Source organism: Sporosarcina sp. resist (assembly GCF_014302295.1).
Taxonomy (GTDB): Bacteria; Bacillota; Bacilli; order Bacillales_A; family Planococcaceae; genus Sporosarcina; species Sporosarcina psychrophila.
In genome coordinates this window covers 1665701-1691455 of sequence record NZ_CP060287.1, presented here as the reverse complement: position 1 = coordinate 1691455, position 25755 = coordinate 1665701, and the positions used below count along the sequence as shown (strand labels likewise).

Below are 25755 nucleotides of genomic sequence, written 5' to 3'. Positions count from 1 at the left end.
TATTTACTGGGATTGCAGATGGTATTTATATTGTCCCACCAAAAGCTGTAAAATATGTACGAATAGTTCATCGCGTTTTACCGCGTTCGCAGTCAGCATTCCGATAGCTCCTTCCTTCATCCGAATTCCGCTCGACTTGAAATAAGTATCGACAACCGGACCCAGTTCTTTCCCAGCCATCAACTCATCCGCAATTTCTTTCGGTAATGGAATCTGTGCACCTCCCGCTGTAAACCTCGTCCCATCAGGAAGTGTCAACGCACCCCAGTTACAGAGGTACATCTGTCCCTCAAGAATCCGTACACCACCTTCCAGCCCGATTCCAATTGCACTTGCTCCCTTCCCCGCTGCGCGTAGTGCACGATTAATTGCACCAAGCCTAGTTTCATCATCACTAAAAGGTTGGTCTGAAACACCTGACCCTACCTCAGTCTCAGCAATAAGTGCCTGCGGAAAATGAATTGCCAAAACTTCCTTAACTGCTTTTACTTTTGCAGGGTTCGTAGATCCTATCATAAATTCCATTCATATCCTCCTCCATTCATCCAAGTAAAAAAACGTCCTCTACGCCATTTAATAGCGCAAGGACGGATTTCAGTTTATACGTTACTTTTGATCGTTTCTACCGTTGTCTTATCACACGCCTTAACAAGTTTCACAAGAAGCTCTTTCGCTGCTGCGTAGTCGTCGGTGTGAATGATAGATCCCGATGTATGGATGTAGCGTGAACAAATACCAATGACAGCACTTGGAACACCTTCATTCGACGTATGGACCCGTCCTGCATCCGTCCCCCCCTGTGAGAGGAAGTACTGATAAGGAATATTATGTGTCTCTGCCATATCAAGGATGAATTCGCGCATACCGCGGTGAGTTATCATAGAACGGTCAAAAATCCGAAGTAATGTCCCTTTTCCAAGTTGACCGAATTCATTTTTGTCACCCGTGGCATCATTTGCTGGACTTGCATCTAGCGCAAAGAATAAATCCGGATTGATCATCGTTGCGGCTGCCGCAGCACCACGAAGTCCAACTTCTTCGAGAACATTTGCCCCGGAGTACAAATTATTCGGCAATTTTTCACCGTGCACTTCTTTTAACAATTCGATTGCGAGTCCGCAACCATAGCGATTATCCCAAGCTTTAGCAAGTATTTTCTTGTCATTCGCCATCGGAGTGAACGGGCTAACTGGAACAATTTGCTGACCTGGACGAATGCCGATTTTCTTCGCATCTTCTTTATCGTCTGCACCAATATCGATAAGCATATTTTTTATATCCATTGGTCTATTTCGTACTTCATCACTTAACAAATGCGGCGGAATCGAACCAATGACACCAATAACTGGACCGCTATCCGTAATAATTTCAACGCGTTGCGCTAGTAGTACTTGGTTCCACCATCCGCCAAGCGGTTGGAAACGAATCATTCCGTTATCCGTGATCTGACTAACCATAAATCCAACTTCATCCATATGACCCGCAACCATTATACGCGGGCCGTCTTCAGGCCCTTTTCTAACGCCAAAAATACCCCCCAAGTTATCTTGGATCAATTCATCAGAATACTTCCCAAGTTCTCCACGCATATAACCACGAACTGCATGTTCATTCCCAGGGGCACCCGGAAGTTCGGTCAAAGTCCTAAACATTTCAAGTGTATCTTTTTGCATTAAATAGTTCCTCCCACTTTTCATATATGTACCTACTGTATATAGTGTAGTCGATTATTCAGAAACTTTCCATCGTTTAATTCGGAAATCGAATTACTATTTCAATAGACTGGCTTGGCAAAGATAAGTAAAATTGTGGTACACTGTTTGAAATACCGACTATAGGGGGTAAAAAGAATGAAAGTATCAGATTTCCTAGCAGGAGTATTAACGGGTGTTGCAGCTGGTATTGTTGTCAGCGAAACAATCGATCGAGTTAACCAAAATGTTTCAGCAGACTCTGTTCTAAACACAATTAAAGATGCTTTTAAAAATGAAGGTCCGATAGATGGTTCATGGATCGTCATGAAAACTGAGCCTTTCACAAACAAAGTCATTACAATGGACGTTTACCGCGGCGGCATATCACGCATTAAAGAAGGCGAACTGGAACAATTCGAATTTGCAGCAGATGCAAAAACGGGTACAGTCGTTGAACTCATAAAAGCTTAAAACAATGCGCCGAAGTCTATATATATCAATAAAAACCGTCACATTCCCAGACTCCTCTGGTAGTGTGACGGTTTTTTAATTAACCAATGGCTATATATGTTGAGCTTATAAAGACGTGCAGCGATCAGGCTTAAGGCGGGAAGCATCCCCGAGCGCAGGAGCGAAATTAATGGAATTCTTTAACTGAACCTAACTAGAAACTGTAACGGATTCGATGATTTCTTTTCCGCTAGCATCCCATTTTACAAGTCTATAATAGGCATCATGATAAAACGTAAACTTATAGCCCCCAGCAAGCGCCTCTTTCATCAATTTCTCTTTAGCAAAGATTGACGTCATTGGGTAATCATCAAAAGCCAGAACCCACAACGGATTACTATGTGCTTGTGTAGGCATAATATCAGCCATATGAAGAATCGTCTCACCATGCTGTGTCAATTTAATAATACTATGACCATCGCTATGACCGCCTGTATGGATCATTTCGATTCCTGGAATGATTGTAATGCTTCCTTTGAATGTCTTCACCTGCTGCTCAACAGGCTCCCAGTTCTCTTTTAAATATGTATTTCTGGAACGAATATTCGGATTACGTACTTCATCCCATTCGATTTGTGAAACGTAAATTTCAGCATTCGGAAATACAGAAACAAAATCCCCTTCGCGTAATTCCGTCAAACCTGCTGCATGATCATTATGCAAGTGCGTCATGAGAATAATATCGATGTCTTCTGGCGACAAACTGAGCTCAGCAAGATTCCCCTCAACCCTTGCCTCTTCAACTATGCCTAGATTCTTCATCATTTTCTCACTGAGTTTCCCTTTTCCATGCCCTGTGTCAATCAATATATTTTTTCCTTTATACTGAATGAGAATCGGATCGTTTCTCATTTTAATACGGTTTTGTTCATCCGCTTCATAACGTCTTGACCACAGTGCTTTTGGAACAACCCCAAACATAGTTCCGCCGTCTAAAAAATTGCCACTACCATCCAGCCATGTCAACGTCATATCATGAAATGTATAAGTATCCACAGAAACATTCCCCCATTCCCTTACTTGTTTCTATCAAGAATTAGTAAAATGTGATTCAAGTCTGTATATCGGGTGTCCTTTTGCTGAAAACTTCTCTTCATATTCCGTCATAATATTATCTTCCGGCATCTCTGCATGCAAATCAAGTGATACAAAACCTAACTTCATACCGTACTGAGACATTGAGACGAGTGAGTACTCGAACAACAGACGGTTATCTGTTTTAAAGTGAATTTCTCCACCTTCTGCTAGTACCTCTTCATAAAGTTTTAAAAATGTTTCATGCGTCAATCTTCTTTTCGCATTTCTCGTTTTCGGCCACGGATCAGAAAAATTTAAATACACCCTATCTATCTCCCCTTTGTGGAAGATCTTTGCAAGGTCCATTCCATTTGCACGGAATAGTCGTAAATTTGATGGCTTTTCTGCTTCAACAGCCTTTTCAAGCGCAGATACGATAACGTTGTCAAAATGCTCAATGCCAATATAATTCACATCTGGATTGGCAACAGCCATACCAATTATAAATTGGCCCATACCTGATCCAACTTCAATGTGTATTGGATTGCCATTACCAAACAGGGTATGCCATCCATTCATCATTTTTTCTGGTTCAGCTAATAGGATATCTGGGTGTTCTGCCATGTAGTCTCTTGCCCATGGTTTATTACGAAGCCTCATTATATACACTCTTTTCTATTTATAGGTTATTGCCATCTTCTGGTTGTTCTTCATCGCCAAATAATCTGCTTATTGAAGTAGTTTGCCCCACGTCAAGTATTGCCTGGCCCGCTTTGAATTGCGTAGATTTCATCGGAACCGGCAATTTCTGAAGTGCAGAAAACCAGTCCTCATATGACCGTCTATCGATAATATCAACATCGAATGCCGAACCTGGGTGATCGATATACCCGTTACGTGAAATCAAATATTTACGTACAGGAAAATCGATACCTTGTGCTTTCAATATACTCGAAACAATCTTTTCAGTTCTGTTCAATGCTATAAGCGGGCTTAGAAATTTCGTTTCTTTTTCCCCAAGCTTCTTTAACCAGAATCTGTCCCCGCTCCCACTAAACGCTGCAACGTCTTCTTTCTCAAGCACCGTAATACACATGCATTCAACAGGTGTCACAATGATAATGTCTAGTTCAACAGGTGCTTTCTTCAGTAGTAAGATTGGATAATAGAACAACAAATAATTATCCGGAAGATTCTGAGCGAAACTTCGTAAAAGTGGATCTCGGAAAAAGCGAGATTCAACCCTTGACTTGTCCATTAACGTCGAACTTGCCCACTTGATTTGAAAATGAAATAGTTGATCCAAATAAAGTCTTCTTAAGTGCTCAAGACTTGAGGGGTTATGAATCAGATTTGGACTAAATCCAAAATTCTCTTCCTTATCGCCTTTTTCATCTTCGCTATTGTCGTGATATTGCTCTGCCTCAACATCTTTACGTTGGCCGAAGACCCGAAGTAGAGGAGAAAACCATTTGTTCTCTTCCGGTTCTACTACCTCTTTAATATCCTGTTGCCATTCTGATAAATCAGCTCCACTTTCCCACTGGGTCTTCATACGTTCCCATTGATACCTTTTCAAACGGATATACTGCGAAGGATAACGCGTAAGATCTTGCTCGTAACGGGAGACATAGTCAAGCAGTTTAACAAGTTGCGCCATGTCCATTCACTCCAATCACATACTATACATTATTATTCATCCGCTATAAAAGATGAGATTTGCGAGCTGAATGCTTTTTGTAACTTCATTGTCAATGGTCCCAATATTCCCGAGCCTACAGGACGTCCGTCGATTGAAATGACTGGCGTTACTTCAGATGTCGTTGACGTTAAGAAAAATTCATCCATTCCAAAAGCTTCATCTATTGTAAAGGATTTCTCGACGACAGGAATTCCTTGCTCTTCACACAGTCCCAGTACAACTTGACGCGTAATTCCATTCAAAATAAGATTTGTCACAGGATGAGTATAGACTGTTCCATCCTTTACCCCAAACATATTCGACGAAGAACCTTCCGTAACAACACCGTCACGGTGAAGCAATGCCTCTATACAGCCTGCTTCAAGCGCCTCTTGCTTAGCGAGAACATTGCCGAGCAAGTTAAGACTTTTAATATCGCAACGCAACCAACGGACATCCGCTACTGATTTAACCCCAACTCCGTTTTCTATACCTGTCATAGGTCTTGGGTTGTTAATTGCATATCCAGTCACGACTGGCGGTACTGCCGGATCAGGGAATTGGTGCATCCTTGTTGCAGATCCACGTGTCACTTGGATATAAACATGCCCAACCAAAATGTTATTTTTTGCCACTAATTCACGGGCAATTTCCATCAATTGCACTTCAGCATAAGGGATTGTCATCTTTATCTTCGTAGCACTTTGAAATAAACGATCAATATGTTCTTCCGCAGTATATAATTCTCCACCATATACTTTAATTACCTCATACACGCCATCACCAAAATAATAACCGCGATCATCAATCGAAATAGCCAATCCATCACGTTCTGTAAACTGTCCATCAATAAAGTATACTGTCATCCTTATTCCCCTTCCGTTTTTTCAGATACGAGTCGGCTGATTGCATCTGCATAGATCCCAGTTGCTTTCACTAAATCATCTATATAAACATATTCATCTGCCTGATGAGCTACGTCTTCCCTGCCAGGAAATAGCATACCAAAAGCAACCCCTTTTTCAAGGACACGTGCGTACGTTCCTCCCCCGATTGCCAATAGTTCTGCATGTTCTCCAGTATGATCAGTATACACTTCTTGCAACGTCCGAATAAGGGGGTCGTTTGCGTCCACATGATGCGGTGCAGAGTTCGATCCAATATCGACCGAAAAAGGTGTTTCCGTTAACCGTTTCATACATGTCGTCATTTTCTCTTCAAATAGATAGCTGACTGAATAACGCATACTAACATTAATTTCCCCACCACTTGTGGGATTGTATGTCACGATACCCGCATTCAGCGTTGTATCGCCTGACATTTCATCATTGAACGCCAAACCTAAGAACAGTCCTCGAGATTCATTAGCAAATGCATCAAACATGAATTGTGTAAAGTCTTTTGATTGACCTTCTTTCAATATGCGATTCAGGAAAGAAGCAAGTAGGACGGCGGCATTGACGCCATTATCTGGCTCCATTGCATGTGCTGATTTTCCATTCAAACTGATGATGGTCTTACCACTATCAGTGGAAACTCCCCCTGTTACGTCATGAATATTCAAAAATGTAACAAACTGTTCATTGTCAAATACAACTTCCTCTGCCAGGTGTGCCTCTGCATAATCTGGCACCATATTTGTCCTATTTCCTGACTTGAATAGCAATAGTTGTCCATCTGAAGTTACTACCTTTTGTTTAAATAGGATAGAAGCAATTCCTTTTTCGGCGTTAATGATGGGAAAATCAGCATCTGGCGCAAATCCAATAGTTGGCATTTCTTCTTTTTCAAAATAGCGCTTCACACATCGAAAACCACTTTCTTCATCTGTTCCGATAATGAGCCGCACTCGTTTGTTCATCGTGATACCTGAATCCCGGACTATTTTCATCGCATGCCAAGCGGCTATAGTCGGTCCTTTATCGTCAATGGCACCACGACCAAACAGCTTTCCGTCCTCGATAGTACCGCCAAACGGCTCATGTATCCAATTACTTCCTGCTGGCACGACATCGACATGGCAAAGGATCCCGATGAGTTCGTCCCCTTCCCCCATCTCAATATGCCCCGCCATATTATCTACATTTTTCACAAGCATTCCCGCTTTTCGACCTTCTTCTAACAGCCAGTCGAGTGCACGTTTTGGTTCCGGTCCGAATGGTAAATCTTTAGTTGCCGCACTTTCATCAAGTACAGAAGGGATAGCGATTAAACTTTGTAAATCAGCTAGCAGAGATTCTTGTCTTTTTAAAGCTTCATTTTCCCAATTAGACATTCAAGGCACCTTCTTTCACAATAAGTCTATTTTCACACGTTAGCCCAAGAAAATAAAGAGGAATCATCTTTTACAGACTCTTTACAATAAAATTCATGCAAACTTCACGAGAATACGTTATACTAGTATTGTCAGAAGATTTAATCTGACTTTTCAACTTTTTCGAAAGGATGTGCGTCGTCAGGGATAATTTCAACGTGCTTTAGGCAACATTCATAAGTCTCATGACCAAACCTTTTTGGAAAATGAAGATGAAGGGGTGATTCCACACTTGAAACCTGCAACTGATCGTATGCTTACACGCATAAAGGATATCTATTTTTATATCCTTGATAATGGCACTGTAACTACCGAAAACCTGGTCGAAGAATTTGGCATCACTCACCGTACGGTCCAAAGGGATTTAAATGTCCTTGAATACAACGAGCTCATTATGAGCCCGGTACGCGGTAAATGGACGACGACAGCAAAAAAAGTGAAGTTATCTTCGTGACCCGCACATGACCTAGAAAAGCAAAAAGCGCCAGCTCTCATACCTGCTTCACGTAGGTATAAGGGAGCTGGCGCTTGGAGCCTGTATATAACAAAAGCGGAAACGCCTGTTTAGCCCCAAAAAGTAGGAGGGATGCAAGTTCAATCCCTCCCGGTAGCCTTGCTGATAAAAGCACTCTTTGCCTTTAATCAGCAAGACAGAAACTGCATGACCCGCGTCGTGTGGGGCTAGGCGCTGGAGTCTAGACGTGAAATTTTCAAATGGTAACTTATCCACAGTACGAGATTTCATTATTTTCTAGACAAACAATAAAGAGCTGAACCGTATTCTTAAACGGCTCAGCCCTTTTTATTTTCCAGAAATCTGCATGAGTTGCTGTAATTCCTCTTCCGTCAATTCTCGGTATGATCCAAGCGCTAAAGTTTCATCCAAAGATAAAGGCCCCATCGATAAGCGTTTTAAGTAAACAACTTGCTTACCAACCGCTTCAAACATTCGCTTGACTTGATGGTATTTCCCTTCCGTAATCGTCAACTCGATTTCGGAAATATCCGCTGATTTCAATATGCGCAGCTGACCAGGCTTCGTCTCATAGCCATCATCCAGAGTAACACCCTCTGAAAACTGCTTGGTATCTTCTTCTGTAACAATTCCTTCGATATGAGCATAATACGTTTTCGGCACCCCTTTTTTAGGTGACAATAAGTTGTGCGCAAGTTTTCCGTCATTCGTCAGTAACAAAAAACCTTCTGTGTCTTTATCTAACCTTCCAACAGGAAACATTTCAAAAATGTTATATTCTTCATCTAATAAATCAATAACTGTCTGGTCCCTTTTATCTTCAGTAGCAGACAAGACTCCTTGTGGCTTATTCATCATTAGGTACATAAATTCTTTATAGACGACTTTTTGACCCAGTACCGTTACTTCATCCTTCACTGTATCTACATGCAGTGCGGCATCTTTCACTGCCACTTCATTAACCCGTACGGAACCTTTTTTCATCAAAATCTTTACTTCTTTTCGCGTACCAAATCCCATGTTCGACAATAATTTATCCAAACGCATTTTATTCCTCCTAAAAGCCTAATTTCTTGGTGAATCTAGTCAATCGCTCTCCGAACAATTTCTGTGCAAGCCCCGTTTTAAGCGATAGATAACCGTAAATTGCAGCACCAACTGTAGCGCATATCAAAATATACAAGATAGACTGCATTTTTCCGTCAGCAGGACTGATTGCTGTCAGTCCTTTCAATGTAAATGTGACAGCTATTAACATAATGACATTTAATATAGCGATAAGGATAAGTCTTCTAAACACCATCTTCGACCTGTAATTAAGGGTCTTAGTAATGATGACGATATTAATGCCTACCGCGACTGTATAACCAATTGAAGTCGCCATAATGGCACCATTCGTTTCAAATATTTTGATGAGCGGTATATTCAGTACCAGTTTGAAAAACAGTCCGAGTAATGAAGTGAAAACTATCCACTTATGTCGATCGATGCCTTGCAAAATGGCTGCTGTCACTGTATATAAGCCAAATAAAATCGCGACAGGGGCATAATTCGCTAGTATCTCTGCACCCATTGCATCTTTTTCATATAGAAATTGGTAGAACTCATTTGACAAAACGATTAATCCGATAACGATTGGTACCGTCAAGAACAGCATAATCTGATAGGTCTGATCAAGTGAATTTGTAATCCCTTTTTGATCATTTTTCGCATAATAACTTGTAATGACCGGAATAAGAGCCATTGAAAATCCTGTCGCAATCATGACAGGTATCATGACGACTTTATGCGTTAAAAAGTTCAGCATCGTTAAATAGATGTCAGTTACCTTTGCAAAGCCGATTGAAGACATCGCTTCGTTAAAAGTAATCATATCAACGAATTGATAAAGGGGATTAATAACCCCTACCAGGACGAAGGGCAAGATATAAGCAAATACTTCTTTGTACATGTCTTTGAATGAAACGTCACTTGATGAAGTACTATTCGCAAGAAGATGGTCGAATTCTGGTTTATAACTTTTCCAATACTTGAACAAGACAGCGAGACCCGCAAGCGCCCCGATAAACGCCGCAAATACCGCGAAGTTCACTGCAGTTTTCGGAGATCCATGCATGAAGTTCACGACAATAAACGCTCCTGCCAGAACGACAATAATTCGCACAACCTGTTCTACTAACTGAGAAACCGAAGTCGGCATCATTTTTTGATTGCCCTGTAGGAAGCCTCGCACGATACTCATAAGTGGAACGGCAAGCAGTGCATAACTGACCCAGCGAATCACATTTGCAATCTCTTCAATTGTGAAGATTTGTTCATCATCTTTACGAACAAGTTTCGCAATCGGTTCAGCTAAAAAGTACAGCGTTAAAAAGGAAAGTATTCCTGTGACTGCCATCACAAGCATCCCTGACTTTAACAATTTCCGTCCAGTTGCATAATCGCCACGAGCATTATATTTTGCTACGAATTTTGAAATCGCAAGTGGTGCTCCTGATATCGCGATAGCTAACGCGATATTGTATGGGATGTATGCATATTGATAGAGACCGATACTTTCTTTCCCAACGATTGCGTAAAATGGAATAACGTATAATAGTCCAAGCGCTTTCGATAAAAATAGACCTATTGTCAGTATAAAGGTCCCTTTTACAAGATTTGATGACATGTTTGATCCTTCCATTCTCCCTAAATCTACTTAACAGTTTACCCCCAGACGACGCTTTTCACAATGTATATCCGTCATTAGTGTGGAATAGAGAAAAACTGAAAGTGTGGTTTCCATTATATATGACGTCATCATATGATAATTAGTTAGTCAAACGTACAGACCAGTAAAAAAAGCGGGCAGTCGCCAAAGAAAAATCAGGCTACCCATCTCCACTGGATTCTGGAGAAAAGGCAGCCTAATTTTGTTCTGTATGTGTCTCTAATTACTAGGTAAACTCAGTATGATTCATCTCGTTTTATTTTAATGTTTTCGTTAGCAATCAGTACACCTTGCTTAAATTCTTCATAGTCAGGCTCTGTTGAGTTTAGGAAGCATGTGGTAGCAATTTTTTTCGCAATCAATCTCCTACCTTTTCTGACTACATCCATTCCCCCTGCATGGCTAATCAATTTATGATAGATGCGCTGACACTCTTTGTGTTGAAAAGCATCGTGTCTTATTTTCTCGTTCTCCGCGCTCGTTGGATACGACTGCTCTTGATATCCCTCTGGCTGACTTATATGCTGTTCAACTTCGCTATTTACTTCTCTAGTCATTCCGTACCCTCTTCCTATTCTTCGTCAAAGTAACTCTACTCTGCTTCCTCATCATTCCAATTTATCACAGGCACTATCCCAGTCTTGGGAAAGAAGTTTGCAAACACTTCTACTCGCACTATTCTTGAAAGTTTTATTGTTAAACCATTTTTAATTGTACCACATGCCGTCGTTATATTTTCTTCCATTTTGACCGCCCCTACTATTTTTCAATGATGCTGTGTTAAACTGTTATTTAATAATCCATTACCGAAAGGCTTGATAACACAATGACTACTAACCATGTTGATGTAGACGTCATCATCATTGGCGGGGGACCATCAGGATTGATGGCCTCCATTGCCGCTGCTGAAAACGGAAGGAAAGTTCTCCTTCTAGAAAAAGGAAAAAAACTTGGTACTAAATTGGCCATTTCAGGGGGCGGGCGCTGTAACGTTACGAATCGCCTGTCACAAGAAGAAATCGTTAAAAACATTCCAGGGAACGGGCGATTTTTATATGGTCCTTTCTCCGTTTTCAATAATGAAGACATCATTCGTTTTTTCGAAGGTCTTGGCGTTCCGTTGAAAGAAGAAGATCATGGCAGAATGTTTCCAGTGTCGAACAAAGCAAAAGATGTAGTCAATGCATTGCTGACAGAAATGGATCGCTTACATGTTGAAGTGAGATTAGAAACGCGCGTTAAAAAACTTTTGATGGATGAAGAGCAAATTCTAGGTGTCAGACTCGATTCTGGCAAAGAGATCCGTTCACACGCTGTTGTTGTAGCGGTCGGGGGAAAAGCAGTTCCTCAAACCGGTTCAACAGGAGACGGTTATCCATGGGCAGAAAAAGCCGGACATACCGTGACGGAACTTTATCCAACAGAAGTACCTTTATTATCAAATGAACCTTTCATTGTTTCAAAGGATCTACAAGGTCTTGCGCTTCGTGACGTGGCAGTATCCGTCCTTAACGCCAAAGGTAAGAATCTTATCACACATCAGATGGACATGTTGTTCACCCATTTCGGCTTAAGCGGGCCTGCCATTTTAAGATGCAGTCAATTTGTTGTGAAAGAACGTATGAAAAACGGCAACAAGCCCGTTGAGATGAGAATTGACTCAATGCCCGAGCTCAATGAAGAAAAAGTATTCCAACTGCTCAATACCACACTAAAAGAAGATTCAACAAAAGCAGTGAAGAATGTATTAAAAGGGATTGTGCCTGAACGTTGGATGCTATTTTTATTCGACCGGGCAGGAATTGATCCGGCTGAAACTGGAGCTCAGATGCTAGTAGAAAAGATTAGGGCATTAGCTAAATTATTGAAAGCATTCCCAATGAACGTCAATGGTACGCAGCCACTTGAAAAAGCATTCGTCACAGGCGGCGGAGTATCCGTAAAAGAAATCGTTCCGAAGACATTAGGTTCCCGCAAGAAGGAAGGTCTTTACTTCTGCGGTGAAATTTTGGATATTCACGGCTATACAGGCGGTTATAATATCACTTCCGCACTTGTTACCGGCAGGATTGCTGGGATGAATGCAGGAGAACATGCGACTGATCTATAAACGTTGATTATGGAAAAACTTTATTATAGATTGTACGAACTAAACTACAGCTATCCGATACTGGACAACAAAAAATCCGCGTAAGAGGGCCAACCCTCTTACGCGGATTTTCTTTTTTAACCTACTGCAACAATATTAATCAGTCTTCCTGGAATCGCGATGACTTTTTTCACTTCTTTGCCTTCAAGAAGTACTTTCACATTTTCATCTTCTAGTGCAAGCTTCTCTAGATCATCCTTCGTAACGTCTTTCGATACGACGATTTTCGCACGTACTTTGCCGTTGATTTGAACAGCCATTTCAACTGTATCATCGACCAGTTTTGATGCGTCAAATGTCGGCCATTGTTCATACGTAATTGTATCACTATGACCCAACTTCTCCCATAACTCTTCTGCAAGATGCGGAATAACTGGCGCTACCATTTTAACAAAGCCTTCAACATATTCTTTTGGAATCGAATCCACTTTATAGCCTTCGTTAATGAAGACCATCATCTGAGAAATTGCTGTATTATTACGCATTCCTTCAAAGTCTTCCGTCACTTTTTTCACAGTTTGATGGTAAACTTTCTCAAGCGATCCGCCCGTTTTTCCACCGATTTTCGTGCTAAGTGATCCATCCTCATTGACGAACAGGCGCCAGATACGATCTAGGAAACGACGAGCTCCGTCAAGACCATTCGTCGTCCATGCTTTTGAACCTTCCAAAGGCCCCATGAACATTTCATAAAGGCGAAGTGAATCAGCTCCGTGTGAATGAACGATATCATCTGGATTAACTACATTGCCTTTTGATTTCGACATCTTCTCATTACCTTCACCAAGTATCATCCCTTGGTTGAACAGCTTTTGGAATGGCTCTTTCGTATGAACTACTCCGATATCGTAAAGCACTTTATGCCAGAATCGTGCGTAAAGCAGATGTAGAACTGCGTGTTCTGCTCCACCTACGTAGATATCTACAGGCAACCAGCGTTTCGCAAGTTCAGGATCGATAATCATTTCATCGTTATCCGGATCAATGTAACGCAAGTAATACCAGCAGCTACCCGCCCATTGTGGCATCGTGTTCGTTTCGCGACGACCTTTCATCCCTGTTTCTGGATGAGTCACATTTATCCATTCATCGATGTTTGCAAGTGGTGACTCGCCCGTTCCGCTTGGTTTAATATTATCCGTTACTGGTAATACGAGCGGTAAATCTGCTTCTTCAACAGGTGTCATTGTGCCATCTTCCCAATGGATAATTGGAATCGGCTCGCCCCAGTAACGTTGCCTTGAGAACAACCAGTCACGAAGACGGAATGTAACTTTTTTATCGCCTTTGCCTTTTTCAACAAACCATGCGATTGCTTTTTCGATTGCTTCATCTTTGAGTAATCCATCAAGGAAACCTGAATTGACGTGTTTTCCATCTCCAACATATACTTCTGCAGAAACGTCGCCGCCTGCTACAACTTCAATAATTGGCAGATCAAATTCTTTTGCAAACTCATAGTCACGCTCATCATGTGCTGGAACCGCCATAATCGCGCCTGTTCCATATGTTGCAAGAACATAGTCTGCAATCCAAATTGGCATCTTCTCGCCGCTTGCAGGGTTAATTGCGTAAGCTCCCGTAAAGACACCCGTCTTCTCTTTTGCAAGATCTGTACGTTCAAGATCACTCTTCATCTTCACTTCGTTTAGGTATTTTTCAACTGCATCCTTTTGTTCTGCAGTCGTCACTTTTTCAACAAGTTTTAATTCTGGTGCAAGCACTGCATACGTCGCTCCGAAAATTGTATCCGGACGTGTTGTAAATGCTTCAAATGACAAATCAGTTCCTTCAATTTCGAAAGTCAGCTGTGCCCCTTCTGAACGACCAATCCAGTTACGTTGCATGTCTTTCAAGCTTTCCGGCCAATCAAGTTCATCAAGATCCTCAAGAAGACGGTCTGCATAATTTGTAATTCGCAATACCCATTGGCGCATTGGACGACGCTCAACCGGGTGGCCGCCACGTTCTGACTTGCCATCGATTACTTCTTCATTCGCAAGAACTGTACCTAGTGCTGGACACCAGTTAACAGCTACTTCATCGACGTAAGCTAAGCCTTTATTGTAAAGTTGGATGAAAATCCATTGCGTCCACTTGTAATAAGATGGATCTGTCGTATTAATTTCACGGTCCCAGTCATAAGAAAAACCAAGATCATTCATTTGACGCTTGAACGTTGCGATATTTTTCGCGGTGAATTCGGCAGGATCATTACCTGTATCAAGCGCGTATTGCTCTGCCGGAAGGCCAAATGCATCCCAGCCCATCGGATGCAGGACATTAAAGCCTTGCTTCCGTTTGAATGAGCTCAAAATATCTGTCGCGATATAGCCAAGCGGATGCCCGACGTGTAGTCCAGCACCTGATGGATATGGAAACATATCAAGCGCAAAAAATTTCGGTTTAGACGGATCATCCATCATTTTGAATGTTTTATTGTCTTTCCAGTACTGTTGCCACTTCTTCTCAATTTGTCCGTGATTATAACTCATTTAAAATTCCTCCTTGATAAGTAGAAAAGCACTAAAAACAAAAAACTCCCGTCCCTTAAAAAGATAAGGGACGAGAGTAGTATAATTCCCGCGGTGCCACCCAAATTGACGACAAAGCCGCCCAACTTGACTCCTTAACGCGGAAAACGGCACGGGTTAGTAAATCAAATAATTCACCAATGCAGGCTCCAAGGCGAGTTCATCTCTATCGTACAGGCTTCCACCAACCGCCTGCTCTCTAATAAACGACAGTAAAGATTACTACTCCTCTTCAACACCAAAGCTATTGCTATTAGTTTACCCGAATCATGCCACTTTAACAACAATCATTTTACGCCTTCAATAACATCCTTCACAATTAACACCGCTTCTGTCGAATCAATGACTTCTTGAATAGTGAATCCTTCGAACACTTCTTTCAATTCCAGTCCATCGGCTGTCACGTCAATCAATGCGCGTTCTGTAATGATTTTATGGACGACCGCTTTTCCTGTTAACGGAAGTGTACATTCTTTCTTAATCTTCGCAGAGCCGTCTTTCGCAACGTGATCCATAATAACGATAATTTTTCGCGCGCCATGAACAAGATCCATCGCACCGCCCATTCCTTTGATCATCTTGCCAGGAATCATCCAGTTAGCCAAGTCCCCTTTTTCAGACACTTCCATCGCGCCAAGTATGGCAACATCGACATGTCCTCCGCGAATCATCGCGAATGATTCAGCACTGTTAAAGTATGCTGAACCTGGAATAGATGTAACAGTTTCTTTTCCCGCGTTAATGAGATCCGGATCAACTTCATCAGCTGCCGGATAAGGTCCAATACCTAACAATCCATTTTCTGATTGAAGTACGACTGTTTTTTCAGGTGATATATAATTAGCAACGAGCGTTGGCATACCAATTCCAAGATTGACGTAGTTCCCGTCCTCGATTTCCTTTTCAGCCCGTCTTGCGATTCGTTCCCTTACATTCACTTCTCCCATATCACAATTCCCCTTTCCTTAGCGAGTCGTCAGACGCTCAATTCGTTTTTCTTGTTGCGCCTGTAGAAGTCCTTGGACATAAATGCTAGGTGTATGAATCGTCATTGGATCAAGATCGCCCGTTTCCACGATTTCCTCCACCTCTGCAATTGTGAATTTCCCTGCAGCCGCCATCATTGGATTGAAGTTTTGTGCGGTCTTGTTGTAAATCAAATTGCCGAACTTGTCGGCTTTTGCTGCACGAATAAGTGAGAAGTCCGCACGAAGCGCCTCTTCAAGAACATACTCTTTACCATCATAGACACGGATCTCTTTCCCTTCCGCAACGAGCGTTCCAACACCAGCCGGCGTGAAGAATGCCGGTATACCAGCGCCACCAGCACGAATCTTTTCTGCAAGTGTTCCCTGCGGCGTCAACTCAACTTCAATTTCACCTGATAGTACCTGACGTTCGAATTCTTTATTCTCACCAACATATGAGCCTATCATTTTCTTAATCTGTTTATTTTTCAATAGTAGTCCAAGTCCCCACTCGTCGACTCCGCAGTTATTTGAAATAACCGTTAAGTCTTTCACACCTTTTTCAACAAGTGCTAGAATGAGTTGTTCCGGAATTCCTACTAGTCCAAATCCCCCAACCATTAATGTTGCACCATCTTCAATCTGTGCAACCGCCTCTTTCGCTGATGAATAAATCGGCTTCATTTTACATCCCCCTTTGAATCTTTTAAAACTTACGTAATAATCCTTCTTCTCAATTAAATCAAACTCTACCGAATGTTGCAATGATAGTAGCGTACAGAAAAAAACGGAAAGCCTATAAGCGGCTTTCCGGTTGATAGCCGGCTTTTTTAATGGGCCGGTCGTATAGCAAGCTAGTGATGATTGGAATGATCATAAATGCTGTCAATATGAATAGCATCACTTGCATACCATATTGGTCTGCAAGAATTCCTCCAATAAATGGCCCAAACATCCGCCCCATTGTCGCAAAGGAATTGACAATTCCTTGATAAAAGCCTTCCCTTCCTTTAGGAGAAAGTTGGCTCGCAATGGTCGGCACAGCCGGCCAGACAAACATTTCCCCAAACGTCACAATCACCATTGCAACAATGAACATTGTAAATGAAGCTGCAAAACTGACTACAATATAAGAAATACTAAAAATAACAATCCCGATAATTATTTGCGTTTTTATTTTATTTTCCAACCTAGAGATGACTGGCTTAATGATTGGTTGTCCAATCACAATCAGCAATCCATTTATCGTCCATAACAAACTATATTGTTTCAATGAAATACCAAGTGATAATGAGTGGGTAGAAATTGTCGTCATCCACTGGGAATAGACAAGCCACATAATCAGATAACCGCCTGAAATGATAAGTAGCGCATAAAAAGGTGCTTTTTGACGAATTTTCTTATTCTCCTTAATGACACTTGTGTGACGATCAGGTGCAATTTCAAGTTTGCGGTAACCGAAGAAAGCGATAAAGAAAAAGACCACATAAAATACCAAATTCGCAGGGAAAATATAGTCAATACTGACCGAAGCGACAAGTCCTGCTAAGGCTGGCCCAATCGCCACACCGACGTTTTGGGCCAGGTAAATCGAGTTAAAAGCTTTCCTGCCGCCCTCCGGCCAAAGCGTCGCCATCATCGCATACATACTTGGAAAAATAAGACCCCCACTGAAACCTAGAAGCGTCAAAAACCAGATGTATGGTTGCCAGTCATGCCAAAATACAAGGCCAACAAGGCCGATGATTGAAATGATGATTCCAGCCATGATAGACTTAAATCCACCTATCCGGTCAAATAAATAACCGCCAAGCAAGTTGCCCACGACACCAGCTCCTGCATTAGCCATCAAGACAAGTCCAGCGACAGAAAGCGATTTCCCTAAATAATCGTGCATATAAATCGTATTTAGCGGCCATAGAAACGAGTTTCCCATGACATTAATGAACATTCCAATCACGAGAAGCCATACTTTTTTAGGCATACCCTACGCCTCCGTCCATATATAAAGTCAGTAAAAGTGTATGACTTTTTCTACATTCAGACAAGACCCATAAAATAAGTTCCATAATTCAGATGATGCCAGTACGGAAAAACATGATACAATTAGCTGTTAGAGGAGTGAATAAAGTGGATAAATTAAACTTACCTTTCCCTACTGAAGGGAAACGCTATCATACATGGTCACGTCACTTAAAAGATGAATTCGGATTCAAAGTAATGAAAGTTGCGCTTGACGCTGGATTTGATTGCCCGAACCGGGACGGCACTGTTGCTTTCGGTGGCTGTACATTTTGCAGCGTTGCAGGATCTGGAGATTTCGCCGGGGACCGCGTCGATCCAATCGACGTCCAATTTGCAGAAATCAGCGAAAGAATGCACAAGAAATGGAAAGATGGCAAATACATGGCCTATTTCCAGGCATACACAAATACGCATGCCCCGCTTCCAAAGTTAAAAGAAAAATTCGAAGCGGCATTAGCGCAAGAAGGCGTCGTTGCATTATCAATCGCAACTCGTCCAGACTGCTTACCTGACGATGTTGTCGAGTATTTAGCTGAGCTGAATGAACGAACTTATTTATGGGTTGAACTTGGCCTACAAACTGTCCACGAAAAAACGGCAAACCTTGTCAATAGAGCACATGATTTCAAATCCTACGTTGAAGGTGTCGAGAAATTGCGCAAACACGGTATTCGTGTCTGCACACATATCATCAACGGCTTACCGCTTGAGGATTATGACATGATGATGGAAACGGCACGTGAAGTTGCAAAACTCGATGTTCAAGGCATCAAAATCCATCTTCTTCATCTACTTAAAGGAACGCCAATGGTGAAACAATACGAAAAAGGCCAACTTGAATTCTTGGAGAAACAAGAATACATTGACCTAGTTGCTGACCAACTTGAAATTCTTCCACCAGAAATGATTGTCCACCGCATTACAGGTGATGGTCCAATTGAATTAATGATTGGCCCAATGTGGAGCGTCACGAAATGGGAAGTGTTGAATGGCATAGACAAAGAACTCGAACGTCGTGACAGCTGGCAAGGGAAACATTATGCAGGGGCGGTAGAATTGATTTGAAGCTACATCGCATTCTTCCCTTCGCAAGACAATTATTTAGTGAAACAGTCAATGCTGGTGAAACCGTTGTTGATGCAACTACCGGCAACGGCAACGACACACTCTTTTTAGCTGATCTCGTCGGTGAAAATGGACATGTTTTAGCATTCGATATTCAACAGGCAGCACTCGACTCAACAGCCGAACGACTCGGTAATTTAAGTGAACGCGTGTCACTAATATTGGATAGTCATGCAAACGTCGAAAAATATGTTAGCGGACAAATTGGCTGCGCCGTGTTCAACCTTGGTTACTTGCCGCATAGTGAAGATTTGTCAATTGTTACAAAAGCCGACTCTACAATCAAAGCAATCCATACAATGCTTGGGTTGCTGAAAAAAGGCGGTATCATAGCGGTTGCTGTCTATGATGGACATGAAGGTGGCGGAGAAGAGCGGGATGCACTTCTGGCTTATGTAAAAAACTTACACCAGGCTGATGTCCATGTCATTCGATATGAAATGATCAATCAGCGAAATAATCCCCCGTTTTTGATAGCGATGGAAAAGATGAAGGATTTTATAACAGTAAAACTAGTTGAATGACAAAAAAAGGTTGCTCGATTGAAATAAAATCAGGGGCAACCTTTTTTCTGTTGTTTTTTAGTTTCTGATTGATTGAACAGCTTATATGCTTGGGACACATGCTATATGATCGGTCAGACCAGTTATATGATTGGTTCGCAACGCTATATGCTCGGCAATCCAGTTATATGATTGGTTCGCAACGCTGTTTGATCGGCAATCCAGTTATATGATTGGTTCGCAACACTATATGATCGGCAAACCAGTTATATGATCGGGACGCAACGCTATTTGATCGGCAATCCAGTTATACGATCGGGACGCAACGTTATTTGATCGGCAATCCAGTTATATGATCGGGACGCAATGCTTTATGATCGGCAAACCTGTTATATGATCGGGACGCAATGCTATTTGATCGGCAAACCAGTTATATGATCGAGACGCAACGCTATTTGATCGGCAATCCAGTTATATGATCGAGACGCAATGCTATTTGATCGGCAATCCAGTTATATGATCGGGACGCAACGCTATTTGATCGGCAATCCAGTTATATGATCGGGACGCGACGTTATTTGATCGGCAATCCAGTTATATGATCGGGACGCAACGTTATTTGATCGGCAATCCAGTTATATGATCGGGACGCAATGCTATTTGATCGGCAAACTTGTTATATGATCGACACGCGACGTTATTTGATCGGCAATCCAGTTATATGATCGACACGCAATGTTATTTGATCGGCAATCCAGTTATATGATCGGGACGCAACGCTATTTGCTCGCTTCTAACTTCAGTGTCAAAAATCCCGTAAATCAGCAATCGCACCTACTGTTTTGAAGTCTTCATTCACCATAAATGCAATTAATTGGCCAGCAGTTTGTTCAGCACTGCTTAACAACCCTTTTTCCTTATAGTCTATAAAACGATCAAGGAGAGGGAATGCCTCTTCCTTACTTCCCCGAATGGTTTCCTGCATTCCAGTATCTATAATCCCCGGCGCGATAGAAACGATGTCTACTGGGTGTTCCGCGCTCCCCTGCTCAAGTGCGACAACACGCGAGAAATGATCAAGTCCCGCTTTCGTTGTGCAATATGCTCCCCATCCTTCATACGCATTGCGGCCTGCTCCAGATGAGATGTTGACGATTCGCTTCACTCCTTTGAAGTTTTTCAAAGCCCCAATAAATGTATTGGATAAAATCATTGGTGCCGTCAAATTTAATGCTACTGCTTTTGTTATATCTTCCGCATTTATAGCACCCATTATTCCAATAGGATCAACCATGCCAGCGTTATTAATAAGTGTGAATGACACCGCTTCTCGTGGGGAAACAGTGATTAACTCATCCATTAGCGCTTCCAGTTTCTCCGTTTCAGAAAGATCTGCTCTAATGAATTTTACACCGTCTAGTTTACTTATAGTGCGTGCAATCCCGATAACGAAATGCCCCTCACTACCTAGCTGCTTTGCAAGTTCAAATCCAATCCCTTTTGACACACCTGTAATAATATAGACGTTCATTTATTCCACCCCTCCTGCATGTATTTCAACCATTCTTTGAAATCGTTCTTTTTTAACGGCTCCTGTACTTACTCTATGAATTGGATAGCATCCCTTAATTCTGAGAGATTGGTCCCGAATCAATTCCCCTCATTGTTACAGTCGACGATTAATGACTCGTTCAGAAAGCACAGCTCGATTTTCTCCAAATTTTTTATGAGCACAAATATATCGAAATCTATTTCCGAGACTACTACTCCCACTCATCTTTTTCTTTATTGTATCATCCGAATTGACTGAATCACAGTCACCCAGTCAGTTTCGAAAACTATTCAAACAACAAAAAAACAACTTCCCCGAAGGAAAATTATTTTTCAATTTTAAACTTAGATTTTAATAACACCGATCACAATAGCGATTGCCAATAGAACAACACTGAAACCCCACATCATCATAAATGAATAACGGATATGACGGCCCATTTCAAGCCCTGCCAATCCTAGTGCAAGCCATAGAGCCGGAGATAAAGGACTGACAAACGTTCCAATGATATTTCCGATAATCATAGCATAAGCGACAGAGAGTGAAGATACTCCAAAACCAGTTACAACCTGATCGACAATCGGAAGCAATGCGAAATAATAGGCATCCGTACTTAGCAGTAAATCGAATGGAACACCGAGCACTCCTATGATGATGTGCAAATATGGAATGATGAATGCGGGCAAAACAGTCACAAGATCTTTTGCAATCGAATTCAACATATCCGTCCCATTTAGAATACCTAAAAACGAACCTGCGGCCAAAATGATCGTTGCCATAAGAATCGCACCTGGTGCATGATCTTTTATGCGCGACATCTGGTCCTGTATATTAGGATAGTTAATAGGTAAAGCAATACTGACCCCAATCATAAATGCGAATCCAGCTGGAATTACGCCCCAGACCAAAACACCGATTACACTGATTGCTAATATGACGTTTATCCAATAAAACCTTGGTCGGCTCAATAACTTTTCCGCGACCGTATCTTGACCCTGATTAACATTTACCGGCAATTCAAGTGAGTCATCTACGGACATGGATTTTTCATCCGCTAATATGTTTTTCGCGATGCGACGTTTTTCACGAAGTCCAAGTAAAACTGCCAAAACAACTAATAATACTAGGCCGATTATTTGAATCTTAATGAGTGGTCTCCACAGTTCAGTGACATCCATATCAAGCACTGCCGCGGTTCTTCCTAACGGGCCAGCCCAAGGAACCATATTCATTACACTTGCACTTGTTCCGACCAACATGAGCAACAAATAGGGACTCATCTTTAACTTTTTATATAACGGGAGCAAAGCGGGGATTGTAATTAGGAACGTCGAGGCTCCTGAACCGTCCAAATGAGCGATTGCAGCAATGATGACAGTACCAACAGCCACTGCAATAACATTTCCACGAGTAAGTGATATCATCTTATCAATGAGAGGGTCGAATACCCCTACATCCTGCATGATTCCGAAAAACAGTATCGCAAAAATGAACATGACAGCAACACTGAAGACAGATTGCGTTCCACTTGTGAAAAACTCACCAATTTGTTCGAAGTTGAATCCTGCACTGAACGCCCCCACTATCGGAACAAGTACTAGCCCTACAATTGGAGAGACTTTGCCACTTATAAGTAGCACAACAACAATGAGTATTGTAAATAAACCAATAATACTAAGCATAATTTCCTCCTTCTAGTAAACGGCTGTTTACTAATGAAAAGGAAGTTCACATAGTGTAAGCGGATACATCAATTTTCACAACGATTGAAAATTTGTTTCGACAGACAAAATGATCCCTCTCTTTTCCAAAGTTTTCTATACTCAGAAACTTATCATAAAGAGGTTAGAAAAATAAGTTTAATTAAGTAAAAACATTATTGATCTTTCTGTGTGTTTTGTTCATTTTGTCCACGGTATGTATTTTCGTTCAGGCCGCCCGATGTCTCCATATTTTAATTGTGCTTCTGCTTCCTTAACCGACACTAAATACTCTAAATAACGTCTTGCGGTTGATCGACTTACCCCCACTCTTTTGCCAGCGTCCATTGCCGTAACGCCAGAATTATCGGTTGCCTGTATAACATCTTTTATTTTATCTAATGTAATTTGGTCAATTCCTTTCGGTAACTTTCCTATCGCAACAGTTTCAATCTTTTGGGATGTTTGCAAACCTGTCAACCAATCGATTTCATCTTGTTCAAGCTCTTCCCTTGAAGTCAAAAGGACGTGCTGATTACTGAAACGTTTCAACGTCTGTTCAAAACGGATGAAATCTGCAGGTTTCACAATATAATCAAAAATTCCGCCACGTAACGTTTCAGCAATGGTCGTTACCTCCTTAGCTGCAGTCACCATAATGACGTCAATTTCAGTGAACTCTTTTCGTAATTGCCAAAACAGACTCAATCCTTCGGTATCAGGTATATAGACGTCTAATAAAATTAGATGTGGCAACTTCGCTTTGTTCCGCAATAAAATCAATGCTTCTTCCGCAGTTTTAACAACTTCCATGACAGTAAACCCATCTACCCGATTGACGGATTGACGATTTATTTCAGCAATTCTAAAGTCGTCTTCCACTATTAATACTTGAATTGTTTCACGCATTTTTTTCTGTCCCTTCACGTGGATTTTTCGGTATGGAGACAACAAAACAAGCTCCTCCCAGCTCTCCTTCTTCTAAATAGAGTGCTCCATTCACTTCGGCTATTAGCTGTTTCGTCAAAGCAAGCCCGAAACCACGATTCGTGCCTTCTTTCGAAGTAAATCCTTGTTCAAATATCTTTTGAGCTAGCTTCTCAGTAATTCCTTCTCCTGAATCCTCTATTTCAAAAATGATATCATCACCTATATCAGTGAAAAAAATCGATATCTTTCGGTTTGAGGAAGGATTCTTTTTCACTGCGTCCATTGCGTTATCAATTAGGTTCCCTATTGTTGTCAATAACACCTCACTTTTCTTCTCAGATAATTGATTTTCCAATATACTATCCTGGTGAATTACCAAATCTATACCTGATTCATTCGCCTGATTTAATTTCCCTAATAAAATTCCACTTATTAGCGGATCTGCTACTTTCCTTATCAATATACGAATCCAGTTTTTTTGCAAGTTACTTTCTTTTTGAATATAATCAATAACTTCCTTTTTCTTTCCCAGTTGTAGTAAGCCGAGTATCATATGTAGCTTGTTTGAGAATTCATGGGTTTGGGCCCTTAATGCATTTGCGTATTGTTTAACCCGAGTCAGCTCCTTCGTTAACGACTCAATTTCAGTCTTGTTCCTAAAAGTGGATACCGTCCCGATGAACAGCTGTTCAAAGTAGATTGGAACAGTGTTTATGAAAACACTATTATTACCTATCACTATTTCCTTATCAGATAGCCCGTTTACGTCATTCAACAACACGGATAAATGTTCAATTGGAGATACTTCTTGTATTTTTTTACCAACGTAATAATCTGATGCAATCTGTTTATCGAATAATAAAAGTTGTGCAGCAGAATTTATCATCGTGATCATTCCATTTTGATTTAATGCAATAATCCCTTCATGCGTCGACTGAAGAATCGTTTCTTTTTGGATCAGCAAATGGGTTATTTCCTCTGGTTCTAATCCATATAATACTTTTTTAATATACGATGCAATGATGATTGCACCGATAACTGCAACTCCTGCAATGAGCAACAAGACAATCCATAACTGACTATTATAGTTATGGATTATAGTTTGCATATCATTAGCTAAAAAACCGACAGATACGACACCGACAATGTTCCCGTCAAGGTAAATGGGTACTTTCGCCCTTAATGAGCTGCCTAATGAGCCGATCGCTTTTGAGAGGTACGATTCACCACGCACTAATGCCCTCTCATTGTCTTCCCCCATCATTTTCCCTCCGACTTTAGCGGCTATAGGGTGAGCATACCTTATTTCTTCCGCATTTCCGATGACGATGAATTCAGCGCCAGTCACCTCTTGAATTGGTGCAATAATCGGACCGATAATTGACGCAGGATTGTCATCCTTAAATGCATTAACCAGTTCGGGGATATGTGCAACGCTTTCAGCAACGCCGAGCGCCCGATCTCCCATCTGCGTTTCTAACATATCAGATATAAAATAATTCATAAAGACCCCGATGACCAAGACGATTGCGATGATTAATATACCAATGAGAAGAATCATTTTCAATTTCAAATTAACTGTTACATTTGGTTTGATATGGGGATTTTTTATGTCACTTTTTTGGAAATAGATCATTGCTTGAAACTCCTTAAAGTTCGATTAATAGGTGAATACGAAATATAGCAGACAGGGCTATGAATAGCAATGTACCGATATGTATTATACATTTTATGTTTCATACTCCTTTACTTCAATAAGAAAAGCGAAAGGTTCCCTTTAAGACGCGACAGGTATAAGTCGGACAAAAGGGAAGGCAGTCTAAGTTCGCGACATCATGTCGCAACGACTGCATACCTGTATCCTTGCA

24 protein-coding genes and 1 other annotated feature are annotated in these 25755 nt (G+C 41.3%); of the genes, 5 read left to right on the top strand and 19 right to left on the bottom strand.

Going from position 1 to position 25755, the window contains the following annotated elements:
• Positions 1–3: 3 nt before the first annotated feature.
• On the bottom strand, positions 4–525 hold the full coding sequence (locus H7992_RS08550) for a DUF84 family protein (protein WP_187047287.1): 522 nt from the start codon (positions 523–525) through the stop codon (positions 4–6).
• Between the two features lie 74 nt (positions 526–599).
• Complete coding sequence (locus tag H7992_RS08545; protein ID WP_187047286.1) at positions 600–1673, bottom strand: M42 family metallopeptidase; 1074 nt, start codon at positions 1671–1673, stop codon at positions 600–602.
• A gap of 177 nt (positions 1674–1850) precedes the next feature.
• Between H7992_RS08545 and H7992_RS08540 the strand changes: the two genes are divergently transcribed.
• On the top strand, positions 1851–2165 hold the full coding sequence (locus H7992_RS08540; protein ID WP_067207498.1) for a peptidase M4: 315 nt from the start codon (positions 1851–1853) through the stop codon (positions 2163–2165).
• Between the two features lie 189 nt (positions 2166–2354).
• On the opposite strand, the gene H7992_RS08535 is transcribed toward H7992_RS08540, so the two are convergent.
• The 5 genes from H7992_RS08535 to pepV are packed head-to-tail and all read right to left on the bottom strand — an operon-like array spanning position 2355 to position 7177.
• Complete coding sequence (locus tag H7992_RS08535) at positions 2355–3200, bottom strand: YtnP family quorum-quenching lactonase (RefSeq protein WP_187047285.1); 846 nt, start codon at positions 3198–3200, stop codon at positions 2355–2357.
• 33 nt (positions 3201–3233) lie between these two features.
• Complete coding sequence (gene trmB, locus H7992_RS08530; RefSeq protein ID WP_067207493.1) at positions 3234–3881, bottom strand: tRNA (guanosine(46)-N7)-methyltransferase TrmB; 648 nt, start codon at positions 3879–3881, stop codon at positions 3234–3236.
• A 19-nt stretch (positions 3882–3900) separates the two neighbouring features.
• Positions 3901–4881 carry a nuclease-related domain-containing protein gene (locus H7992_RS08525; protein ID WP_187047284.1) on the bottom strand — a complete coding sequence of 327 codons (981 nt, stop codon included), beginning with the start codon at positions 4879–4881 and terminating at the stop codon, positions 3901–3903.
• 32 nt (positions 4882–4913) lie between these two features.
• The gene (gene dat, locus H7992_RS08520) at positions 4914–5768 is read right to left on the bottom strand and encodes a D-amino-acid transaminase (RefSeq protein WP_187047283.1); all 855 of its coding nucleotides are present in this window, start codon (positions 5766–5768) and stop codon (positions 4914–4916) included.
• Positions 5769–5770: 2 nt separating this feature from the next.
• Positions 5771–7177: a dipeptidase PepV gene (gene pepV / locus H7992_RS08515; RefSeq protein ID WP_187047282.1), complete on the bottom strand. Its 1407-nt coding sequence runs from the start codon at positions 7175–7177 to the stop codon at positions 5771–5773.
• A 271-nt stretch (positions 7178–7448) separates the two neighbouring features.
• On the opposite strand from pepV, the gene H7992_RS08510 reads away from it, so the two are divergent.
• Positions 7449–7670 carry a DeoR family transcriptional regulator gene (locus tag H7992_RS08510; RefSeq protein ID WP_067207480.1) on the top strand — a complete coding sequence of 74 codons (222 nt, stop codon included), beginning with the start codon at positions 7449–7451 and terminating at the stop codon, positions 7668–7670.
• A 348-nt stretch (positions 7671–8018) separates the two neighbouring features.
• Here the strand turns inward: H7992_RS08510 and H7992_RS08505 are convergent, their stop codons facing one another.
• The 4 genes from H7992_RS08505 to H7992_RS08490 all read right to left on the bottom strand — a co-directional run bounded on the left by H7992_RS08505 (position 8019) and on the right by H7992_RS08490 (position 11146).
• Positions 8019–8738 carry a pseudouridine synthase gene (locus H7992_RS08505; RefSeq protein ID WP_187047281.1) on the bottom strand — a complete coding sequence of 240 codons (720 nt, stop codon included), beginning with the start codon at positions 8736–8738 and terminating at the stop codon, positions 8019–8021.
• Between the two features lie 10 nt (positions 8739–8748).
• Positions 8749–10359, bottom strand: coding sequence for a putative polysaccharide biosynthesis protein (locus H7992_RS08500; protein WP_187047280.1), 1611 nt, complete (start codon positions 10357–10359; stop codon positions 8749–8751).
• 278 nt (positions 10360–10637) lie between these two features.
• Entirely contained in the window at positions 10638–10958 is a 321-nt protein-coding gene (locus H7992_RS08495) for a hypothetical protein (protein ID WP_187047279.1), read from the bottom strand.
• A 35-nt stretch (positions 10959–10993) separates the two neighbouring features.
• Positions 10994–11146 carry a hypothetical protein gene (locus H7992_RS08490; RefSeq protein ID WP_156475988.1) on the bottom strand — a complete coding sequence of 51 codons (153 nt, stop codon included), beginning with the start codon at positions 11144–11146 and terminating at the stop codon, positions 10994–10996.
• Between the two features lie 81 nt (positions 11147–11227).
• On the opposite strand from H7992_RS08490, the gene H7992_RS08485 reads away from it, so the two are divergent.
• A complete protein-coding gene (locus H7992_RS08485) occupies positions 11228–12511 on the top strand; it encodes a BaiN/RdsA family NAD(P)/FAD-dependent oxidoreductase (RefSeq protein ID WP_187047278.1) in 1284 nt (427 codons plus the stop codon).
• 116 nt (positions 12512–12627) lie between these two features.
• On the opposite strand, the gene leuS is transcribed toward H7992_RS08485, so the two are convergent.
• The 4 genes from leuS to H7992_RS08465 form a co-directional block, all read right to left on the bottom strand.
• Positions 12628–15045 carry a leucine--tRNA ligase gene (gene leuS / locus H7992_RS08480; protein ID WP_187047277.1) on the bottom strand — a complete coding sequence of 806 codons (2418 nt, stop codon included), beginning with the start codon at positions 15043–15045 and terminating at the stop codon, positions 12628–12630.
• 63 nt (positions 15046–15108) lie between these two features.
• Positions 15109–15329: a binding site (T-box leader), on the bottom strand.
• Positions 15330–15371: 42 nt separating this feature from the next.
• Entirely contained in the window at positions 15372–16031 is a 660-nt protein-coding gene (locus H7992_RS08475; protein WP_187047276.1) for a 3-oxoacid CoA-transferase subunit B, read from the bottom strand.
• 18 nt (positions 16032–16049) lie between these two features.
• The gene (locus tag H7992_RS08470; RefSeq protein ID WP_067207464.1) at positions 16050–16736 is read right to left on the bottom strand and encodes a CoA transferase subunit A; all 687 of its coding nucleotides are present in this window, start codon (positions 16734–16736) and stop codon (positions 16050–16052) included.
• Positions 16737–16848: 112 nt separating this feature from the next.
• Positions 16849–18036: an MDR family MFS transporter gene (locus H7992_RS08465; RefSeq protein ID WP_067207461.1), complete on the bottom strand. Its 1188-nt coding sequence runs from the start codon at positions 18034–18036 to the stop codon at positions 16849–16851.
• A 146-nt stretch (positions 18037–18182) separates the two neighbouring features.
• Between H7992_RS08465 and H7992_RS08460 the strand changes: the two genes are divergently transcribed.
• A complete protein-coding gene (locus H7992_RS08460) occupies positions 18183–19142 on the top strand; it encodes a tRNA modification radical SAM protein MnmL/YtqA (protein WP_067207459.1) in 960 nt (319 codons plus the stop codon).
• Complete coding sequence (locus tag H7992_RS08455) at positions 19139–19726, top strand: tRNA 5-(aminomethyl)-2-thiouridylate-methyltransferase MnmM (RefSeq protein WP_067207456.1); 588 nt, start codon at positions 19139–19141, stop codon at positions 19724–19726. The genes H7992_RS08460 and H7992_RS08455 overlap by 4 nt, the downstream gene beginning before the upstream one ends.
• Positions 19727–20510: 784 nt before the next feature.
• On the opposite strand, the gene H7992_RS08450 is transcribed toward H7992_RS08455, so the two are convergent.
• The 4 genes from H7992_RS08450 to H7992_RS08435 all read right to left on the bottom strand — a co-directional run bounded on the left by H7992_RS08450 (position 20511) and on the right by H7992_RS08435 (position 25523).
• Entirely contained in the window at positions 20511–21236 is a 726-nt protein-coding gene (locus H7992_RS08450) for an SDR family NAD(P)-dependent oxidoreductase (RefSeq protein ID WP_187047274.1), read from the bottom strand.
• Between the two features lie 365 nt (positions 21237–21601).
• On the bottom strand, positions 21602–22939 hold the full coding sequence (locus tag H7992_RS08445; RefSeq protein ID WP_187047273.1) for a CitMHS family transporter: 1338 nt from the start codon (positions 22937–22939) through the stop codon (positions 21602–21604).
• A gap of 219 nt (positions 22940–23158) precedes the next feature.
• On the bottom strand, positions 23159–23866 hold the full coding sequence (locus tag H7992_RS08440) for a response regulator (RefSeq protein ID WP_187047272.1): 708 nt from the start codon (positions 23864–23866) through the stop codon (positions 23159–23161).
• Positions 23859–25523, bottom strand: coding sequence for an ATP-binding protein (locus tag H7992_RS08435; RefSeq protein ID WP_187047271.1), 1665 nt, complete (start codon positions 25521–25523; stop codon positions 23859–23861). The genes H7992_RS08440 and H7992_RS08435 overlap by 8 nt, the downstream gene beginning before the upstream one ends.
• Positions 25524–25755: the final 232 nt, after the last annotated feature.

What these genes read in the sequence shown, in the direction of transcription:
- H7992_RS08550 (WP_187047287.1), bottom strand. Translation starts at nt 525, where the DNA reads ATGGAATTTATGATAGGATCTACGAACCCTGCAAAAGTAAAAGCAGTT.
- H7992_RS08545 (WP_187047286.1), bottom strand. Translation starts at nt 1,673, where the DNA reads ATGCAAAAAGATACACTTGAAATGTTTAGGACTTTGACCGAACTTCCG.
- H7992_RS08540 (WP_067207498.1), top strand. Translation starts at nt 1,851, where the DNA reads ATGAAAGTATCAGATTTCCTAGCAGGAGTATTAACGGGTGTTGCAGCT.
- trmB (WP_067207493.1), bottom strand. Translation starts at nt 3,881, where the DNA reads ATGAGGCTTCGTAATAAACCATGGGCAAGAGACTACATGGCAGAACAC.
- H7992_RS08525 (WP_187047284.1), bottom strand. Translation starts at nt 4,881, where the DNA reads ATGGCGCAACTTGTTAAACTGCTTGACTATGTCTCCCGTTACGAGCAA.
- dat (WP_187047283.1), bottom strand. Translation starts at nt 5,768, where the DNA reads ATGACAGTATACTTTATTGATGGACAGTTTACAGAACGTGATGGATTG.
- pepV (WP_187047282.1), bottom strand. Translation starts at nt 7,177, where the DNA reads ATGTCTAATTGGGAAAATGAAGCTTTAAAAAGACAAGAATCTCTGCTA.
- H7992_RS08505 (WP_187047281.1), bottom strand. Translation starts at nt 8,738, where the DNA reads ATGCGTTTGGATAAATTATTGTCGAACATGGGATTTGGTACGCGAAAA.
- H7992_RS08500 (WP_187047280.1), bottom strand. Translation starts at nt 10,359, where the DNA reads ATGTCATCAAATCTTGTAAAAGGGACCTTTATACTGACAATAGGTCTA.
- H7992_RS08495 (WP_187047279.1), bottom strand. Translation starts at nt 10,958, where the DNA reads ATGACTAGAGAAGTAAATAGCGAAGTTGAACAGCATATAAGTCAGCCA.
- H7992_RS08490 (WP_156475988.1), bottom strand. Translation starts at nt 11,146, where the DNA reads ATGGAAGAAAATATAACGACGGCATGTGGTACAATTAAAAATGGTTTA.
- H7992_RS08485 (WP_187047278.1), top strand. Translation starts at nt 11,228, where the DNA reads ATGACTACTAACCATGTTGATGTAGACGTCATCATCATTGGCGGGGGA.
- leuS (WP_187047277.1), bottom strand. Translation starts at nt 15,045, where the DNA reads ATGAGTTATAATCACGGACAAATTGAGAAGAAGTGGCAACAGTACTGG.
- H7992_RS08475 (WP_187047276.1), bottom strand. Translation starts at nt 16,031, where the DNA reads ATGGGAGAAGTGAATGTAAGGGAACGAATCGCAAGACGGGCTGAAAAG.
- H7992_RS08470 (WP_067207464.1), bottom strand. Translation starts at nt 16,736, where the DNA reads ATGAAGCCGATTTATTCATCAGCGAAAGAGGCGGTTGCACAGATTGAA.
- H7992_RS08465 (WP_067207461.1), bottom strand. Translation starts at nt 18,036, where the DNA reads ATGCCTAAAAAAGTATGGCTTCTCGTGATTGGAATGTTCATTAATGTC.
- H7992_RS08450 (WP_187047274.1), bottom strand. Translation starts at nt 21,236, where the DNA reads ATGAACGTCTATATTATTACAGGTGTGTCAAAAGGGATTGGATTTGAA.
- H7992_RS08445 (WP_187047273.1), bottom strand. Translation starts at nt 22,939, where the DNA reads ATGCTTAGTATTATTGGTTTATTTACAATACTCATTGTTGTTGTGCTA.
- H7992_RS08440 (WP_187047272.1), bottom strand. Translation starts at nt 23,866, where the DNA reads ATGCGTGAAACAATTCAAGTATTAATAGTGGAAGACGACTTTAGAATT.
- H7992_RS08435 (WP_187047271.1), bottom strand. Translation starts at nt 25,523, where the DNA reads ATGATCTATTTCCAAAAAAGTGACATAAAAAATCCCCATATCAAACCA.